Consider the following 18,822-nt stretch of genomic DNA (forward strand, 5'->3'; position numbering starts at 1 on the left):
ATTGAATTAATCAAATAATTTAATAAATTATTTTTAGTGTACCAAAATTTGTAAATTTAAAACAAAACTAATATAATTTTAAAAATAAAATTATATTGGATACTTATTTTATTGTGTTATAATGAAAATAAATAAAATGTGTTATTTTAATTTAAAATTTACAACTTTTATTATAAAAAAGATTAAACTATGTTTTCCCTACACAAAATAAACGATATTTTCATAAATCCTTTCAATAAAGGTGTTATTTGGTGAATAATGCAAATCTCAAAATTTAATATTTTGATGTTGAAAGATGAGCAACTCATCTATGGTGCAAAGCTTTAAAGAAAGTGTGAAAGCGATTAGCTTTACTTCTATTTTCCTGAATTATAAAAATTCATTGGCTTTAATACAAAATATTTAATAAAGTTTCCCAAATATATTTACAATTCAGGAAAATATTAAATAAGTTTATTAGTTAAAATTTAATAAATTATTTTTAGTTTGATTAAATATACTTAAAATAAGATGAAATTACAAAAATTTATTTTTTTTTTTTTTGAAAAAATGGTTGCAATTTATTAAAAATATTTTATTATTAACTAAACAATATATAAATTTGCCGTTTGTATCTACACAGCGCATATATATATATATATATATATATTAATTATAAGAAAAAATGAAGGGAATTTGTATAAAAATGAAAAAATTTAAAAATTTAATATTTAATGAACGAGATTTTTTTAATAATTTATTGTTATCTGATGCTTGTAAAAAGAAAAATGGTGAGATTAATTTATCAGAAATAGCAAGACAAACGAGAAGAAATATTAATACTGATAAAAAAGAAATTAAGCGATTTAAAAATATACAAGATTATAAACCATCAGATGTTCACAAATATTATAAACAAAAGCGTAAAAAATGTATTAAAAAAATACCTGAATTTACAAAAAAGCAGTTAGATTTTATTAAAACAAGATTTAATAAATACCACGATACACTCGAACAATTGATTTATCGTTATTTTATAGAATTTGGTGTCAAATTTTCTGCTTATGTTAAAACATTATATAAATGAATCCGCTTAGGAAAATTAGGGTTAAGAAAAGAAAATTCGTTCCATCATGGTAAAAAATATAAAATAAAACAAAAACCTGATAATTGTGGAAAATTAATTAATTTTAAATCAATTTGAGATTTTAAAAATAAAGCTTATAGTGTTGGTTGATTTGAAATTTATACTGTTGTGGGAAAAAACCATCAATATAGTTGTTTGATATTATTTGAACAGTCAAGTAATAATTACTTTGCAGTGAAATTAAAAAATCATAGTTATAGCGAAATTGTAACAAAATTTAAAGATATTGTTATAAATAATAATTTAATAGGTAAAATGAAAGGAATTATTACAGATCAAGGTAAAGAATTTAGTAAATGAAGAGAAATGGAAATATTTACTGAAACACAAGTTTATTTTTGTGACCCCAGTAAACCACAACAAAAACCTTTAATTGAACATATGAACGGCGAATTTAGATATTGACTTCCTAAGGGAACTGATTTTAATAATGTTAGTCAAAAAATAATAGATTTAGTAGTTAATGTTATAAACGATAAACTTCGACCGTGTTTGAATTGAAGAACTTCAAAAGAGGTATTTTTAAATAATTTTAGATAAGTTTATTTGAAAAAAATTTAATAAATTATTTTTCATTGTGCTTAAATATGCCAAAAATAGTGCAAATTTACAAATATTTTATTTTTTTTAAAAATAGTTGCATTTCTTTAAAATAGTGTTATCATCAATTTAACAAGAGATACAAATTTGGAACTCGTATCTACACGATGAAAAATAAAAAAATGCCAATTGTAAATAGTTTTTTATAAATTAATAATATAATTTAAATACCTTAAAGCAGAAAAATTTATTTTAATAAAAAGCAGCAACAGGAGGTTGAAAAATGGCTGAAGCATAGTTAATTAAATTATATTATACTAATTTAACGGTTAATAATTTAAATTTACATGTTTTTGTTTCTGATCAAGGTGTGACTTTTATTGGTTCTAATAACAAGGCTTTTTGTGAATTAAAATATTGGCAAAAGAAAAAAAGCCTTAATTTTTTGTTAATTGTTAATAAAACAAGGAAAACAGCAGCTATTTGTGACACAATTAAAGAATATTTAACATGCTAACGAAAAAACTTTACTTTATCGTTTGATTTTACAGGGACTTCTTTAAAAAAGTTTGAGCAGAGGTTGCTAAAATTCCTTATGGAACAACAACCTGCTATGTTGATATTGCACAGAAAATTGGACATCCGCAAACAATGCAGGCAAGTGAGGGCAGCACTTGTAATAATAATATGACAAAATTATTATCCCATATCATCGTGTTTTAGATAAAAATAATGCTTTACGTGGTTATTGTGGTTAGTTAAAAATGAAAGCATCGTTATTACAATTAGAAAATATTTGATAATTATATTTTATTAGTAACATTAATTAGTTTAATGGTATTTTTTAAAAAGTCCTTTTTAATTTAAAATAAGTCCTATTTTAAATTAAAATAGTGTATGGCAGTAATAAATTTTTAAAATATAAAAGGAGAAAAAATTATGGGAAAGTTTCATGCAATAGCGAGTAGTTTATGAGTGTTTGGAACTGTTAATTTGGCATTTATACCAACTACTAATTTTGTTAATTCAAATGGATACATTGGATTAACAAATATTACATCAACCAGTCAAGATGATTTTATTTATTCTGGACAAATATTGCTTGAATTTATTTATAAATCATCAAATATTAGTAGTAACAGTACAATAAAAGAAATAGAACAAAATATTATTCAAAATAAAGATACAATTTATAATGGTTGAGGTAATACACAGAATGTTACAATAAATCGAAAAGAACTGTTTGAAATGTCGTTAATCGGTTCAATTGTCAACATTAGTAATTATGGAATGAAAAGTTTAAAAGAATTTTTTGCGGAAGCATATGCGAAGTGAACAACAACACCAGATGCGATGAAAAATAAGAGTTGAGAAATTTTGAATGAGTTTTTTATTGAGATTTATGCACCCTTACAAAAAACTAATTTTGGTTCACAAATAAGTACACTTCAAAAGAGTCTTGATTTCATCGACCAGCATATTTCGTCATCAAAAATTATTTACGATACTAATTTAGCAAAAAAACCATCTGATGCTGTTAATTTAAAATATAGTTCTAATCTTTTTGGTTCTCGTTTTGGGTTACAACAAACAATTCCAACAGGAGGAGAAGATAGTTATACTTTTAATGCTATTAAAACGGCATTAATTATGTGACAATCAAATAAAAATAGGGACATTAAAAATAGTCATTTTCCTATTTTAAGTGGTGTAATATACCGAAATATTATTGCCAATTGATGATGGGATTTGTCTGGTGAATTAGCAAAAATGATGAATGATTCTTATACGAAAGCCCAAAATTCATCCCGTAGAAAATATGAAGATTTTATGAGTACGGCAAAACAAAAAAATTATTCATCATTTGATAAATTAGATCAGACTTTAAAAGCTTTAACAAGGTATGATAATAATTATTATCACCAAAAAGGTAGTACCATTTTCTTAAAAGATAGTGTTCAAGCAGCCCAAGATTATTATCGTTGAAGTGATGATGAGGTTAGAGATTTTGAAAATCAAATTTTGGATTTATTTAATATAACCTATACTGTAACTGATAATAATTTTAAATATTTCTTAACTGGTTTTATTTTTTCGCCAGATGCCCAATTAGAAAATCAATCAAGACAGACAGCAGCTTATACAAGCTATTCTTTTGAAAATGCGATAGGGGCAAGCGATCAAATTGTTACAACAAGAAAAGCAAATGTTGTTATTTCTACTGAAATAATTGATAATATTATGCGCAGAAGAGTTAGTTCACAATATAATAATGGATGATGAAGTACACCTAATCAATTTTATATTTTAAATCATGAGATGGGACATGCTGTTGATGCTTATTATGGAATGATTAAAGAAGCCCGTAATAATGCACAAAATTATTTTAAAAACATTTTATATAATATTGGGGTTAGAGGTCAATATCCGGGGAATATTTTTGGTTACGATGATATTTCTAATTATAATCAAAAAGTTAATCTTATTAAAATTATTTTAATTGTTACTTTTGGGGTTTTTTGTACAAGTATTATTATTGCCGTTATTTGAGGGGCACGTAGCAAGCTGCCACCACAAAACAAAAAAGATTAATAAAAAATGCAATAATCTTGCATTTTTTATTTAAAAACAAAAGAGGAAAAAATTAGTAGTAAGAAGCAAATGACAAAATTTGGATTTATTGTTTCATCGTTATGAGCTGCAATTGGTTTGGGATAATTTGATAGTTACACGGTTATATTAATAAAAATGGGATTTTTATTTTTTCTTAATTTATATTTTGACTATGTTAATTTTTGGGGTGCCCTTATTAATTGCTAAATTATACTTGTAAGTGCAAGTAAATAAAATTGCAAAAAATTTCATATAAAAATTTCATGATGCTAAGTTTATTTTAGAAAAATTAAAGCAAGGAGTTTTTTATATGGGATATAAACATCTTGGCATAGATGAAAGAATTTATATTGAGAATCAATTGAAATTTAAATTAAAAATTAGTGAAATAGCTAAAAATCTTAATCGAAGTATTAGTACTATTATTCGAGAAGTTAATAGAAATAAAGATAATAATCATTATTTTTCATTAATTGCACAAAATAAAGCAGAAAATAGAAAACAATCACATGTTTATTTTCATAAGTTTAAAAATAGAGAATTAGTAAAATATGTACAACAAAAATTATTATTAGGTTGATCGCCTGAACAAATTTATGGAAGAATTAAAAATTTTCATAAAGAATGAATTATTAGTTTTAAAACAATTTACAATTTAATTTATTCTGGATTACTTGAAAAGGTTACTAATAAAAATTTAAGAAGAAAAGGTAAGAAACGAAAATCTCAAGAAAATCGCGGTAAATTTAATGGTAAATCAATTAAAGAACGAAATGTTAATGTTAATAATCGCATAACTGTTGGCCATTGAGAGGGTGATACTATAGTATCATCGCGAGGTAAAAGTAAATCATGTTTAATAACTTTAGTTGAAAGAACATCAAGATTTACTTTAGCAATGTTAGTTGAAAATAGAACTACTAAAGTTATTAACGAAAACATTAGCCATTATTTATCAATTCTTCCAAATAATCTTGTTAAAACTATAACATTTGATAGAGGTAAAGAATTTGCTAATTGACAACAACTTGAAAAAAATTTAAATGTGAAAATTTATTTTGCTAATGCATATTCACCCTGACAAAGAGGTACTAATGAAAATACTAATGGGTTAATTAGAGAAAAATTTCCTAAAAAATTTAATTTTTCAAATACCACGAAAAATGCAGTTCATAAATTTATATTGTCTTTAAACCATAGACCAAGAAAAATACTAAATTATCTTTCACCAATCGAATATTTGGTTAGAAAAATAATTTAGTTGCACTTAACTTTACAATTAGGCATTTTTTTTGAATTTAATTTGGGTAATATCCACCGAAAAAGTGTTATTAAATATTTTTGATAAGGAAAGTGTGCACTTTAGCCAGTTTATAGGGTGATCTCAAGCGACATTAATGATTATTATTCCTATAATTATTATTCAGTACTAGTGGGTTGGTTGGTTATACGATTATTTCAATTGAAATTAAATTTAGTCCGACCTTATTTAATTGTGTAAATTGTAAACCAAATGCAACAAAGTTAATAAATTTTATTGAAAACAACACATTTTAAAAGATATTAGTTTAACGATTAAAAAAAAGGGGGGGACAGCATTGGAATTGTTGGTCCTAATGGAACGGGAAAAACAACTTTGTGTAAAATTTTAGCACAATTATTACGGTATACTTCAAGTGGCATTAATGAGAAAAGCAATATAGGGTTCAAATTGGAATGCAAATCCAAGAATAAAAATATCCCCACATAAGGAATTAATGGATATGATATTTTAAATATAAATTTAAAATATCATAATTTACTAATTGCCCTCGAAAAAATTTATCAACTTCTGTTAAATTTTCAAATTGAAAAAATAATGAACAAGAATATTTCTAAATTATCTGGTGGTTAATAACAAAAAATTAATATTTTATTAGCATTAATTGTTGACACCAATTTAATTATTCTTGATGAATTAGTAATTGGATTATATTTAAAAATTAAAGATAAAATATATGAAATTTTAAGTACTTTTTTAACAAAATAAGATAAAACTTTATTATTAATTTCACATAATATGAAAGAAATTTAAAAATTTTGTGAAACTTTAATTTTTATGGTAGCCGAAAAAATTACAAAAGTAACAAAAGTAAAAAATGTTGTTGCATAATATGGTAGTCTTGAATTCTTTGTTAAAGATCAATTTAAAAAATATCATATTGTAGCATATAAAAAGATTATAGAACTAGGACGGTGGGTCATGATAAATTAGCAAAAAACTAAGCAAAATACATTAATAAAAACAAAAAATATTTTATTAGTTAGTTAAAAAATTAATTTAGCAGCTTTATACCGTTTTTTTTTTTTTTACGAATCAAAAACTTATTTTAATTTTTTCTGTTTTTATTATTATGTTTTTAATTCTTTGTCAGACACAACAATTTTTGTTAAATATAAATATGGCCCCAATTTAATGCCGTTATCAATTGAAGTTAGTTTTATCACAACCGAGACAAAAGTATAACAATGTATGTGATTACGAGGTTTTTAAATCATTTAAAAATGTCAGTAGTTTATAAAATGATTGGCTTATTAGGAATTAAACCGTTTGGTTTTATCTTAATTGTTTATGCTTTACTATTTTAGTTTAGTGTTAATTGCTGATCTTTTAATTTTAATTAATAGTTTTATTTTTATTATTATTGTCATCTTACGTTTTCCTTTTGGCGTTGTTTATAATTTTATTATTTTCTTGTTATTTATAACATCAATTCCAATTACAGTTTTCACAATTGCTTTAATATTAATTATTGTTATTTTAGTTAATACCCGCACAACGCAATCAATTATAACAACTATTTTTACAATTTTATTTATTGGTGTGGTGTCATTTCTTTTTGTTGGGTTTATACCTGCCTTATTTGGTATTCATTATAAGGATATAATTTTATCATCGACATGAATTAAGCATTATTTTAGGTATTACGATATGGTTTTTAGTATTAACCCACTCTGTTAATTATCCTTGATATTCGGATTTTCCGCTAAGATAATTAAAAAACTAAGAAAAGAACCGAAAAATAATTGGCAAAATTAAATTATTTTGTTATGATATATTTGTTGCAAAAATTCAAAAAAAAGAATGTTTAATCAGAAAAGAGGAATAAGCAAATGCGTGAAGGAATAATTTTACGTTGTGAACAATGTAAGGAAGAAAACTACATTGCAAAACGTGATAAAAAGAAACAACAAGAAAAATTAGAGATTAACAAATATTGTTCAAAATGTAATCAACATAATTTACATAAAGAAAAAAAATAACTCATTACAATGAGTTATTTTTAAAAAGGCGTCTTGTAAAATTAACTGACAAAAAAACAATCTTGCAAGATTGTTTTTTTGTTTTTATATTTGCCTAATTGTAAAGTTAAGTGCAACTAAATTATTTTTCTAACCAAATATTCGATTGGTGAAAGATAATTTAGTTGCACTTAACTTTACAATTAGGCATAATAAAAGTTGTAAATTTTAAATTAAAATAACACATTTTATTTATTTTCATTATAACACAATAAAATAAGTATCCAATATAATTTTATTTTTAAAATTATATTAGTTTTGTTTTAAATTTACAAATTTTGGTACACTAAAAATAATTTAATAAATTATTTGATTAATTCAATAAAAAATTATTAAATATGTTATGATAAATTTAAAAATAATTATTGTTAATTTAATCACTATAAACAAGTCATTGATTTATTGTTAATAACATTAATAATTCAATCTATTTCTTGTTATGTAATATTGTTAAAATCTGTTCCTTTAGGAAATCAATGTATAATATTTCTATTAATTATTTCAACTAACGGTTTTTGATTATGTGTTCCATCATCACAAAAACAAACATAGTACAAGCAATTTTTTTATTTCTTTTCAGTTACTAAATTATTTACCTTGATCGGTAATAATTCCTTTAATATTTATGTTTTTGAAAATATTATTATTTAAAATTTTTTAATTGCTTTCGTAACTTCTGATCCCGAGTTTTCTTTTAATTTTTTACAAAAAGTTTTTTTGTGCTTAATTATTCTGTTAAGACTAAATAACTAGATCGACGATTAGATCGATGATTTTTACCAACCACTATATCCGTTTGAAATCAACCAAATTCATATTTATCATTTTTTGTTTACTAAATAGTTCGAAAATTACTAATTTTCCCTCGATTATCAATCCTATTTTTTTATATTTTCATGATAGAAAATATAAATTTTCTTTTGTATTAACAACCCTTTTTATGACATTTTTATATGGACTGTTGTTTTTCTAAATTCAACAGGTATTAAATAATTTAAACTACCATGAATTCGAATATTGTTATATCAATGCACAAAGTTAAATAATTTGTATTTTAATTGGGTTAAATTTATAAATTTTTGCCTCTTGATAAATTATGTTTTAAAACTTTTGTAAGTTGTTTCAGACATAACATTATCATAAGGATAGCGCCCTCCTTTATTGCTTAATGATTGTTTGGTGTTAAAAGTACTTAAGATATTATCAATGATTTTATTTTTAAATTCATTGCCCCAGTCAGTATGAAATAACGTAATTTGTTTTAATGATCTTATAATTGAATAAAAGGTTTCTTGCACTAGTTGTACTACTTTATTTGTCTCGATATTATAGCCAATTATTTCACGATTAAACAAGTCAATCAACAAACAAAAATAATGTCATTTAGCGCCATCTTGAACATATGTTAAATCACTAACAACAACTTCATTGGGTTGTGTTTTATTATTAATTATTAAATTCACGGTTTAAAACGTTGCTAATTTCGTTGTTATTAACCACCAACTTATGATTACGATATTTTAATTTGGTGCATTTAGATACTAACTGATTTTTAATCATAATTTGGCAAATTTTTTCACGATAAGATAGTATCTTTATGATTAAAAAGCTTTTTTAATTTTACAAGATCCATAAATTTTACGATTAACATTAAATGCGCTGATAACTTTTTGTTCATAATTATTAACATCAACCATAGCCACATTTATTAATTTGATAGTAATATGTTGATTTTGCTATCTTTAATTTTGATCCTATTTGACCAATTTTTCGCACAGAATATTTTTCTTTATTATTGTTAATAATTTCTATTTTTTTATTAATTATCAGCGCCGCTTGCTTTAAAAGGTTGTTTTTCATTTATAATTATATTAATTATTTTCGCAAGGCAATCAAAGTTCATTTTTTCAACAGTGCGATTATCTTTTGCTTTAAAAAATCCAGAATTATGAAATTTTTCAATTAACTGATATATAGTTGATTTTGACACCTTATATTATTTAAAAATTTCAAGAATTGTTTTGCCATTTTGATAAAGTAAAACAATTTGTTTTTTAAATTCATCGGTATATGAATTTATTATCATTTTTATATTCCTACTTTCTTCATAATTATATTTTATTTGAAAGTTAACATAAATATGATCCAACTTCTTGCAATCTATCAAAAATTATTAATTAATATAATAACGGACATTTATTAATCAATATTGTTTTATTTTATAATTTAATTTTTAACTATTTTCAACAGAGTTCTTTAAAATACACTTTCAAAACCTTCTTATAAAGAAGTAAGATTTCTAAATTTTTTTATTGTTGAATACTCACCCTTTAACCATTGTGGATTAAATATTTATCCCCAAAAAAACCACGATAACTCTTTTATATTGCCTAAAATAATTGCTTTTATTGGTCATAGCAGTTATACGGGCCCCTCTATATTATTTATCCTCACTTACTTGTTGGTTAAACGACATTCCAGGTATGATATTTTTATTCGGTTAGTTTTTGCTGTTATTTTCTGAAAATAAACAAGGTTAATGATAATTAAAACATAATTAAAAAAGATAGATATAAAATTATATTTTTTCTTAGTTTTTGGAAAATTCCCACCAGCAGAATATTTTACGCGCTCGACGGGAAATTTATATGTTATGTTATCTAAACACCATAATAAACATGTTATTGATGAAATCGTTAATTTATTATATAAGGGGTTATTTCAATTAATGATTTTAAACTTAATCGCCCTGAACCTCATTAAAATATTACCGGATAATGAAGTTGTTATTTTAAGTGCCCACGGCAGTGATGATCGAATTAAAGATATCGCGACGCAAAAAAATATGACACTTGTTGACGCCTAATGTGAATAAGTAATCTTTATCAAAAGATTACTTAAAGAATATTTAACAAAGCCAGATTATCAAATTATTTTTATTAGAAAACACTTTCATCCATAAACAAACGCCGTATTGGTATTGAGTCCGGATACCAACTTTGTTACCAAAGCCTCCTAATTTTATCTAATATTACTAAACATTAATTCAACAAAATAATTTTGATTAGTAATCAAACAACCATTTCCAAAATTAACATTAAAGAAATTATTGAAAAAATTAAAAGAATTGTTCATAATTAAATTACTTTTAAAAATAATTTATATAATGGCCCGTTAAAAAGATAAAATGCTGTTTTAAATTTAGATCTAATAGCCATTGGCCTCTCTTTTTTTATTGGTTTTTGGTTACGAACGCACAGTAGTAATACTTTATAAACTCGTTACAATGGGTGAACAAATCGTCATTAATCATACCCAAATTAATGATAAAAATGACATTGAGCTTGCTTGATTATAAAATAAAACTTGTATCGCTGTTACCGCCGGGCCTCAATACCAAACCTTATTAAATTAAAAGTAATTCGGTATTTAAAACAAATATAAAAAATATTATTAACAATAGTTAATAATATTTTTTATATGATAAGGAATAATTGTTAAAGTTGGAAATTTACGAGTTAGATAGCCCGTAAACGCCGTGGTAAAAAAATCTTCCATATAATGGTTAAAACAAACAACAGCTAATTTCTGCTCGTTCGCTAATACTCATTGATCTCATTTTACTTCTCCTGTAATAAAAATATCAACATCTTTCGTAATTTTCGCAATAACATTCCCAGCCGCCCCAACAGATAACGCAACAGTTGTGATTGGTTGTGTTAGTGTTGTTAAATTATGCTGGACGGTTGCGATGTTAAAAATTTTTTTTAACTTTGCAATAATTTCATCCGCGGTTAATATTACATACCCAACTTTTGTTAAATCATCCCCTTTAAAAGGAACGATTTTAGTTGAATTTAATTCTTGTAAAATTAATTCATTCATTAAACCATCATAATTCGTATGAACAGCGTAGACTGTAATTTGATGTTTGATCAATAAGTTAATAATTTTTTGTTTATATGGAATTCGGCTGATGGTTTTTTTATTGCCAAAATAAAAAGGATGATGCGTAATAATAACATTAACATTTTTAGCAATAGCGGTGTTAATAACTTCACTTGTTAAATCTAAACTAACGATAATTTTTATGGCAAAATGATTTGTACGACCATACTGATGGCCACTATAATCTCATTTGCAAACTGATTTCAATGAAAAATCAGTTTCAATTTCTTGATATATTTTTTTAATTAACATTATATCACCTTATTAATCATTTTTAATTTTGCCTTAATTTCCTGGTGGCGCTCAGTTTTAAGTGGGATTTGATTTAATAATGTTAAATAATAATCATTTTTTAATAATCATTTTTCTTGAAAAAGTTGATGCGTTTTTTTTCGTAACCATGGACCAAATAAAATATCTTTTTTATTTTTAACTTTGCGCCCAGCAACTTTATTGACAACAATAATTTCATAAATCATATTATTTTCTTTTAATAATAACTCTTTTTCAATAAAATACTTTTGTTTTTTAATTAATGTCCGTAATAACGTCGGGTCATCATTTGAACATAAAATATAACGATCAATTAAATAAGAATCTTGTTGAATAATACCTAAAATTGTTGCACTTCCCAATCCTGAAATAATACATGAATCAATTTTAATGTTGGCAAGGCCCGTTAATCCGTCAGCTAAAATTGGAGTAATAATTTCTTCAACTTGATATTTTGCAATATTCTTTTTCGCTTGAACTAGTGGTTGTTCAGCAATATCGCAAGCATAAGCTTTGGTAATTAAATTTCTTTTCGCTAAATAAATTGGAATCATCGCATGGTCTGTTCCAATATCGCAAATAATATCTTTATCATTAACTTGTTTGGCAATTAATAATAAACGTTCTGACAATCTATCCATTTTTAAAACCTCCTATCCTTTGAAAAAATCTTTTAATACTTTTGCTTTTGAATTAGCTTGATTTGGTTTAAACTTACGAATTGTTTTCGCTTCAATTTGACGAATTCTTTCGCGGGTAACTTTAAATTCTTTCCCCACTTCTTCTAGTGTCTTTGGTGAATCATACTTCGATAAATGTTTGTCAATTAAATTATTCTTTTGAATCTGAACTTTTTCAATTGACGTGTCATAGTGAATATCAAGGGCTTTAACTGTTTTCACTAACTCCAGAAAGGTTTCGTCTTCACATTCCTTTGCTAATCGTAAAACTATTCGTAATTTTGTTGGTAACAACCCAAAACGCATTCTAATTACTTTTTCTTCACGTGCTGATAAAATTTCATGAAAAACTTCATCAATTACTTCCCGTAATGATTCTTTTTCGGTATATTCATCGGGGGAAAAAATATCTTTATCATCAACAAAATCACCAAAATGAGTGTCATCCTCATCACCAATTGGTTTTTCTAATGACACCGGTTCAATTGATAATCTTTTAATTTCACGAACTTTTTCGCCAACCATTCCTTGCCCCATTTTTTCGGCAATTTCATTGTAACTTGGTTCACGCCCTAATTCTTGCGTTAATTGTCGTTCAATTCTTGTTAGTTTATTAATTGTTTCAACCATATGAACAGGAATCCTAATTGTTCGTGCTTGATCAGCAATTGCTCTCGTTATCGCTTGGCGAATTCATCAAGTTGCATAAGTCGAAAATTTAAAACCACGCTTATAATCAAACTTATCAACAGCTTTCATTAACCCAATGTTTCCTTCTTCAATTAAATCAGAAAAATCTAATCCCCGGTTTAAATGTTTTCGGGCAACAGAAACAACTAACTTTAAGTTAGAAGTAATTAATTTATCCCGACCAAAACGTCTTTCATCCGGATCAATTGATTCTAACATTTTGGCATATTTAATTTCTTCTTCTCTTGTTAAAATCTTACTTGTTCCTAGAACATTAAAGTATGCTTTAATAATATCTTGAATTTTTGTTTCATTCGAAATTCCACCAATTTTATAACGCAATTTTTCATTGACTTCTTTTTTGGCTACTTTATATAATTCAACAGTTTCTGCTTCTTCAATTTCCTTTAACTTAAAATCAAGAAATTCCACTCCATTGGAAATTAATTCATCAAAGTATTCTTCAACATCATTATCATCCAATTCAAAATGATTGTTAATTAAAGTTATTAATTTTTCTTGTTCAATTTCATTGTTATTTTCTTCTAAATATTTACGAATATATTCTTTAAATTCATCAAAAGATTTTATATCCCTGACTTCTTTTTTTGATAATTCCATTCTCTCTACCCCTTTTTAAATTTTAATCGTTGATTCAACTTATCAATTTCCATTGAAATTGCTTGTTTTTCAATCAGATTATTTGCTTTTTCTAATTTATTTCATAACATTGCAATATCTTTTTCATTAGCAAAATCACCAATTAAAAGCGCGTAGTCTTCTAATTCTTTCTTATTATATTTAATTTTAATCGTTGATTTATTAATAATATCAAGTAACATCTTTTTTAAAGTAGGGTCATTTATTTCTTCACACAATATATTAATTTTAACATTTTCTACCCCTAAATGCCTATTATAATAAGTAATTATATCATTTGCTAGTAGACGATAACCATCAAAATTTAAATTTCCAATTTTTCTTTGATAAAAATCCGCTGCTTTTCGCGAAGAAAGTAATTGTAATAACATTTTTTCTTCAGCTAAAATATATCGTTTTAAATTTTTAATTTTATATTTGGTATTTTGAACAATAATGGTATTGAGAACCACTGAATTTACCTTCGCCGGTAGTAAGTGCAGCTGTTGTTTATTATCTTCACTTGTTGTGATGGATGATGATGGTGTTGACGAATTTAAAGATCCTTTTTGATATACTTTAATTTGTTCAATTTTTGTTGTAATTGTTGCTTTTGAAATTCCGGTTATTGTAACTAAATTATTAATTGCTAACTCTTGTTCAAGCGGGTCGGGGCTCGCTTTAATTAAGGGAGCAACAATATTAATAAATTTCTCTAATTCATCGGAAACTTGTAAATTAAATTTATTTTGAAAATAATCGAGCGCAAAATTAATTGGATGTTTCGCCCGGATTAACATTGTCTTAATTAATTCACCATGCCCACTATTAACTAATTCATCAGGATCTTGCTGAGTTTCATTTAAGACAATCTTAACTTTGACCTTATTACTTAATAATTTCGCCGCGGCTTTTAAGCTGGCATTAATCCCGGCTTTATCCCCATCTAAAAAAACTAAACACTCTGGCGTTATTTTTTTAATTTCCTTTAAGTGGTACTCACTTAAATTAGTGCCCATTAAAGCAACCGTATTTTTAATATTTAACTTTTCTAAGCTAATAACATCCATATATCCTTCTAATAAAATTAGATTATTATGCTGTCGAATAAAAGGTTTTGCTCGATGGATATTATACATTATTTGTTCTTTTTTAAATACTTTCGTTTCAGGCGTATTAAGATATTTTGCAACCTGGCTGGTGCTATCAATTATTCGTCCAGAAAACCCAATAATATGATTGTCTTCATTCTTAATTGGAAACATTATTCGCTCATTAAAATAATCATATGCTTTATAATTTCTAATTACAATTAATCCTGTTTGCTGAATGTCATTAATTGTGTATCCTTTTTTAATTAAAAAATGATATAAATAATCAAAACCGCTTTTCGCATACCCAATTTGAAATAATTCAACCTCATTATTATTAATATTACGTTGTGTTAAATATTCTTTTGCCACACGGCCTTTTTTTGTTGCTAAATAATTACTAAAGTAAGCTCTTGCTAGGGCATTAATTTCAAAAATTAACTGATCTGTTGCGTCGTATTTTTGTTTTTCTTGATAAACGGTTAATTCATCTAACGAACCATTTACCATAACCGCAACCTTTTTCAAAGCCTCAATAAAACTAATATTTTCATATTCTTGTAAAAAAGTAAAAACATCTCCCCTTGCCGAACAAGCAAAACAACGATAAATTTGTTTTTCTGGTGAAATACTCATTGAAGGGTGAGAATCTTGATGAAAAGGACAAACAACTCAATAATTGCGACCCCGTTTTTCAAGCGATAAATACTCGGACATTACTGTAACAATATTTACTTTTGATCTAATTAAATCAATTTTCTCATTACTAATTAACGCCATACCTTTCACTCCTTTTAATTATTTTAATACTGCTGTGAAATAATTATCTAAATTAGCAATTGCAACTCGTTCTTGTTGCATTGTATCCCGATTTCGGACGGTAACTTTCTGATCTGTCGATGATTCAAAATCAAACGTTACACAAAATGGTGTTCCAATAGCATCTTGGCGACGATAACGTTTACCGATATTACCTGTTTTATCATAGGTACATTGAAAAAGCATTAATAATTCTTCATACAACTGATATGCTACTTTGTTTAATTGTTTGCTTAATGGAATAACCGCAATCTGATATGGTGCTAATATGGGGCTTAATTTTAACACAACTCTTGTATCATTATCGCTAACTTTTTCAACATGATAAGCATCATATAAAACCGCTAACATCAAGCGGCCAACGCCAACTGATGGTTCGATAACATTCGGTAAAATTTTTTCATTTGTTTCTTGATTTAAATATGTTAAATCCTGTTTACTCATTTCACTATGACGACGTAAATCATAATCGCCACGGTCGGCAACCCCTCATAGTTCACCCGTTCCAAATGGAAATTTATATTCAACATCAATTGTGCGTTTGGCATAATGAGCTAATTCGCTAGCGTCATGCTCGCGGAAAAGATAGTTTTCAGCCTTTAAATTAATTAATGTTAAAAATTTCGTTACTTCTTGAACTCAGTATTCAAATCAATCAATCTTTTCTTTACTATCATAAAAAAACTCTAATTCCATTTGTTCAAATTCACGTGTTCGAAAAATAAAATTTCCTGGCGTAATTTCATTTCTAAATGACTTCCCAATTTGGCCAATTCCAAAGGGCAATTTTTTTCGTAATGAACGTTGAACATTTTTAAAATTAATAAAAATTCCTTGAGCTGTTTCTGGTCGTAAATAAACAACTGATTTTTCATCTTCAATCACACCATGGTTTGTTTTAAATATTAATTCAAATTGACGAATATCCGTAAAATCATGCGCTTCACAATTTGGACAATAAATCTTTTTTTCAGCAATAAAAGCTGATAATTGTTCATTACTTCAACCCCCACAATTAAGTTTCGGATAATTATCTTCAATTATTTTATCAGCTCGCATTCGCGTTTTACATTTTTTACAATCTAATAATGGATCAGAAAAATTATCCAGATGACCAGAAGCTTTTCACACATTATTGTTCATTAAAATCGAACTATCGAGACCAACATTATATTTTGATTTAGTAATAAAATGTTGTCATCACAAATTTTTTAAATTTCGTTCTAATTCAATTCCCAATGGTCCAAAATCTCAGCTATTTGCTAAACCACCATAAATTTCACTGCCTTGGAAAACAAAACCTTGTGTTTTTAAATGATTAACAACTTCCTCTAATGTATATTGCATTAATTGCAACTCCTTCTTATTTCTCTGATCTCAATTATACTATGTTATTCTTTAAAATAAATTGATTTTTCCGCATTTCATAAATACCACACGAAAAAATCCCAACTTTAGTTAAATAATAACTAACATAACATTTTAAATAACATCATCAAAGCTTTTATATTAATCTTATTTATTATTAAAATAAAAATTATCATTAAAATTAACATTAAACATTTTAACTATTTCAATTGGAAAAAGATAATCGCTTAATAATAAACAATTTTTGCAAAGATATAGTTCCTAAATAAAACTAATTGTTTTAACATTTTGGTTCCCTCCATAACGCTGACAGCGGCAAAGTTTCATTATAATTCATATCATTTTAAAACTCGAAACATAAAATCAATCACAATACTTAAATTATCTTCTAACGAAACTAAATTATCTAAAAATCCCTTAAACAATTAATATAATTATTCATCTGGTTACCGGTCAACAACTGCTTGTTCGGTAATTTTACAAAGTAACGTTACTAATAAATAATTGTCATAATTTTGGACTAATTTAATTGTTGTTGTTAATAAATTGCCAGTCTTTAATTTACTTAATTCGTTATGATGACATGTTAAAAATATTTCAAATTCACTAGTTACTAAAAACTACACTATATACTGATTTTTTGATGTACTTTTTCGTAATCCTTTCGCAAAAAAACTAACTTGCCAATCTCTTTAGACAAAATAGTAATAATCTCACTGTCATAACAATAAGGTTGATCAATAAGCATTATTTATCCCGTAAATTTTTACGCCATTATTCTTTTAATAACTTTCTTTATTATAACCTAAGCGAGCAATAATTGATGGTTTATCGCGTCATTTATAAAAAACTTTCACAAATAATTCTAGAAATATTTTAGTTCCTAAAATTTGCTCTAATTCTAAGCGCGCTTGTGTGCCAATTTGTTTAATTAATTGTCCTTGTTTCCCGATTATAATTCCTTTTTGTGAATCACGTTCCACACAAATTGAAGCCATAATTTTTAACAACTGTTGTTTGTCTTCAAACTTATCAATTAAAATTGCTACACTATATGGGATTTCCTCTTCTGTTAATAACAAAATTTTTTCACGAATAATTTCGCGAATTAAAAACTTCTCTGGTTGATCAGTTAACATATCATCGGGATAATATTGTGGTCCTTCTATTAAATGTCCTTTTAATAAAGTTAATAACTCGTCAATGTTTTGATGTTTTAACGCTGAAATAGGAATAATTACCGTAAACTGGTGAATCTTTTCTCATTCAGCAATTTTTACCATCAAATCACCTTTTGAAACTAAATCAATTTTTGTGACAACTAAAATAATTGGAATTTCGCGTTCTTGTAATGCTTTAATAATATAACGATCATTATCACCAATTCGTTCATTCACAGGAGCTAAAAATAAGATAACATCAGTTGCTTTTGTTGTTGATAAAGCAACTTTATTCATAAATTTCCCCATTTCATGATGGGATTTATGAATCCCTGGTGTGTCCATAAAAACAATTTGGGATTCTTTATCATTATAAAAACCTTTAATTCGATTACGGGTTGTTTGTGCTTTAGCAGTTACAATCGCTACTTTATTATTTAAAATTATATTTAATAATGTTGATTTCCCAACATTTGGGCGACCCATAATTGCCACGAATCCTGATTTAATTGCCATTTTATTTACCTCTTAAT

General features: G+C 25.8%; 18 protein-coding genes. 8 read left to right on the plus strand and 10 right to left on the minus strand.

Going from position 1 to position 18,822, the window contains the following annotated elements; translation table 4 throughout:
* Positions 1 to 685 precede the first annotated feature (685 nt).
* The 7 genes from ACE38S_RS03540 (at position 686) to rpmG (ending at position 7,582) form a co-directional block, all read left to right on the plus strand.
* Positions 686 to 1,666, plus strand: a complete 981-nt coding sequence (locus tag ACE38S_RS03540) for an IS30 family transposase (RefSeq protein ID WP_374696426.1) — start codon at positions 686 to 688, stop codon at positions 1,664 to 1,666.
* 510 nt (positions 1,667 to 2,176) lie between these two features.
* Positions 2,177 to 2,389: an MGMT family protein gene (locus tag ACE38S_RS03545; RefSeq protein WP_374696427.1), complete on the plus strand. Its 213-nt coding sequence runs from the start codon at positions 2,177 to 2,179 to the stop codon at positions 2,387 to 2,389.
* A 216-nt stretch (positions 2,390 to 2,605) separates the two neighbouring features.
* Positions 2,606 to 4,258 (plus strand): hypothetical protein, encoded by a 1,653-nt coding sequence (locus tag ACE38S_RS03550; RefSeq protein ID WP_374696428.1) that lies wholly within the window; start codon positions 2,606 to 2,608, stop codon positions 4,256 to 4,258.
* A 331-nt stretch (positions 4,259 to 4,589) separates the two neighbouring features.
* Complete coding sequence (locus ACE38S_RS03555; protein WP_374696429.1) at positions 4,590 to 5,540, plus strand: IS30 family transposase; 951 nt, start codon at positions 4,590 to 4,592, stop codon at positions 5,538 to 5,540.
* 342 nt (positions 5,541 to 5,882) lie between these two features.
* The gene (locus tag ACE38S_RS03560; RefSeq protein WP_374697125.1) at positions 5,883 to 6,029 is read left to right on the plus strand and encodes an ATP-binding cassette domain-containing protein; all 147 of its coding nucleotides are present in this window, start codon (positions 5,883 to 5,885) and stop codon (positions 6,027 to 6,029) included.
* Between the two features lie 882 nt (positions 6,030 to 6,911).
* Positions 6,912 to 7,280 carry a hypothetical protein gene (locus ACE38S_RS03565; protein WP_374696430.1) on the plus strand — a complete coding sequence of 123 codons (369 nt, stop codon included), beginning with the start codon at positions 6,912 to 6,914 and terminating at the stop codon, positions 7,278 to 7,280.
* Positions 7,281 to 7,432: 152 nt separating this feature from the next.
* Positions 7,433 to 7,582, plus strand: a complete 150-nt coding sequence (gene rpmG / locus ACE38S_RS03570; protein WP_374696431.1) for a 50S ribosomal protein L33 — start codon at positions 7,433 to 7,435, stop codon at positions 7,580 to 7,582.
* Between the two features lie 977 nt (positions 7,583 to 8,559).
* Here rpmG and ACE38S_RS03575 read toward each other — a convergent pair.
* The 4 genes from ACE38S_RS03575 to ACE38S_RS03590 form a co-directional block, all read right to left on the minus strand.
* Positions 8,560 to 8,712 (minus strand): IS3 family transposase, encoded by a 153-nt coding sequence (locus tag ACE38S_RS03575; protein ID WP_374697126.1) that lies wholly within the window; start codon positions 8,710 to 8,712, stop codon positions 8,560 to 8,562.
* A gap of 3 nt (positions 8,713 to 8,715) precedes the next feature.
* Positions 8,716 to 9,084, minus strand: a complete 369-nt coding sequence (locus tag ACE38S_RS03580) for a DDE-type integrase/transposase/recombinase (RefSeq protein WP_374696432.1) — start codon at positions 9,082 to 9,084, stop codon at positions 8,716 to 8,718.
* Between the two features lie 220 nt (positions 9,085 to 9,304).
* Positions 9,305 to 9,481: a hypothetical protein gene (locus tag ACE38S_RS03585; protein WP_374696433.1), complete on the minus strand. Its 177-nt coding sequence runs from the start codon at positions 9,479 to 9,481 to the stop codon at positions 9,305 to 9,307.
* Positions 9,441 to 9,611 (minus strand): hypothetical protein, encoded by a 171-nt coding sequence (locus ACE38S_RS03590; RefSeq protein ID WP_374696434.1) that lies wholly within the window; start codon positions 9,609 to 9,611, stop codon positions 9,441 to 9,443. The genes ACE38S_RS03585 and ACE38S_RS03590 overlap by 41 nt, the downstream gene beginning before the upstream one ends.
* Positions 9,612 to 10,274: 663 nt before the next feature.
* Between ACE38S_RS03590 and ACE38S_RS03595 the strand changes: the two genes are divergently transcribed.
* On the plus strand, positions 10,275 to 10,487 hold the full coding sequence (locus ACE38S_RS03595; protein ID WP_374696435.1) for a hypothetical protein: 213 nt from the start codon (positions 10,275 to 10,277) through the stop codon (positions 10,485 to 10,487).
* 587 nt (positions 10,488 to 11,074) lie between these two features.
* On the opposite strand, the gene ACE38S_RS03600 is transcribed toward ACE38S_RS03595, so the two are convergent.
* From ACE38S_RS03600 to era, 6 genes are all read right to left on the minus strand, one after another.
* Complete coding sequence (locus ACE38S_RS03600; RefSeq protein ID WP_374696436.1) at positions 11,075 to 11,821, minus strand: Nif3-like dinuclear metal center hexameric protein; 747 nt, start codon at positions 11,819 to 11,821, stop codon at positions 11,075 to 11,077.
* Complete coding sequence (locus tag ACE38S_RS03605; protein WP_374696437.1) at positions 11,821 to 12,483, minus strand: tRNA (adenine(22)-N(1))-methyltransferase; 663 nt, start codon at positions 12,481 to 12,483, stop codon at positions 11,821 to 11,823. The genes ACE38S_RS03600 and ACE38S_RS03605 overlap by 1 nt, the downstream gene beginning before the upstream one ends.
* 12 nt (positions 12,484 to 12,495) lie before the next feature.
* Entirely contained in the window at positions 12,496 to 13,833 is a 1,338-nt protein-coding gene (locus ACE38S_RS03610) for a sigma-70 family RNA polymerase sigma factor (RefSeq protein WP_374696438.1), read from the minus strand.
* Positions 13,834 to 13,838: 5 nt separating this feature from the next.
* On the minus strand, positions 13,839 to 15,722 hold the full coding sequence (gene dnaG / locus ACE38S_RS03615; protein WP_374696439.1) for a DNA primase: 1,884 nt from the start codon (positions 15,720 to 15,722) through the stop codon (positions 13,839 to 13,841).
* Positions 15,723 to 15,740: 18 nt separating this feature from the next.
* Positions 15,741 to 17,108: a glycine--tRNA ligase gene (locus ACE38S_RS03620; RefSeq protein ID WP_374696440.1), complete on the minus strand. Its 1,368-nt coding sequence runs from the start codon at positions 17,106 to 17,108 to the stop codon at positions 15,741 to 15,743.
* An 803-nt stretch (positions 17,109 to 17,911) separates the two neighbouring features.
* Positions 17,912 to 18,805, minus strand: a complete 894-nt coding sequence (gene era / locus ACE38S_RS03625) for a GTPase Era (RefSeq protein ID WP_374696441.1) — start codon at positions 18,803 to 18,805, stop codon at positions 17,912 to 17,914.
* Positions 18,806 to 18,822 lie beyond the last annotated feature (17 nt).

It is taken from the genome of Spiroplasma endosymbiont of Polydrusus formosus, assembly GCF_964263245.1.
GTDB lineage: Bacteria > Bacillota_I > Bacilli_A > Mycoplasmatales > Mycoplasmataceae > Spiroplasma.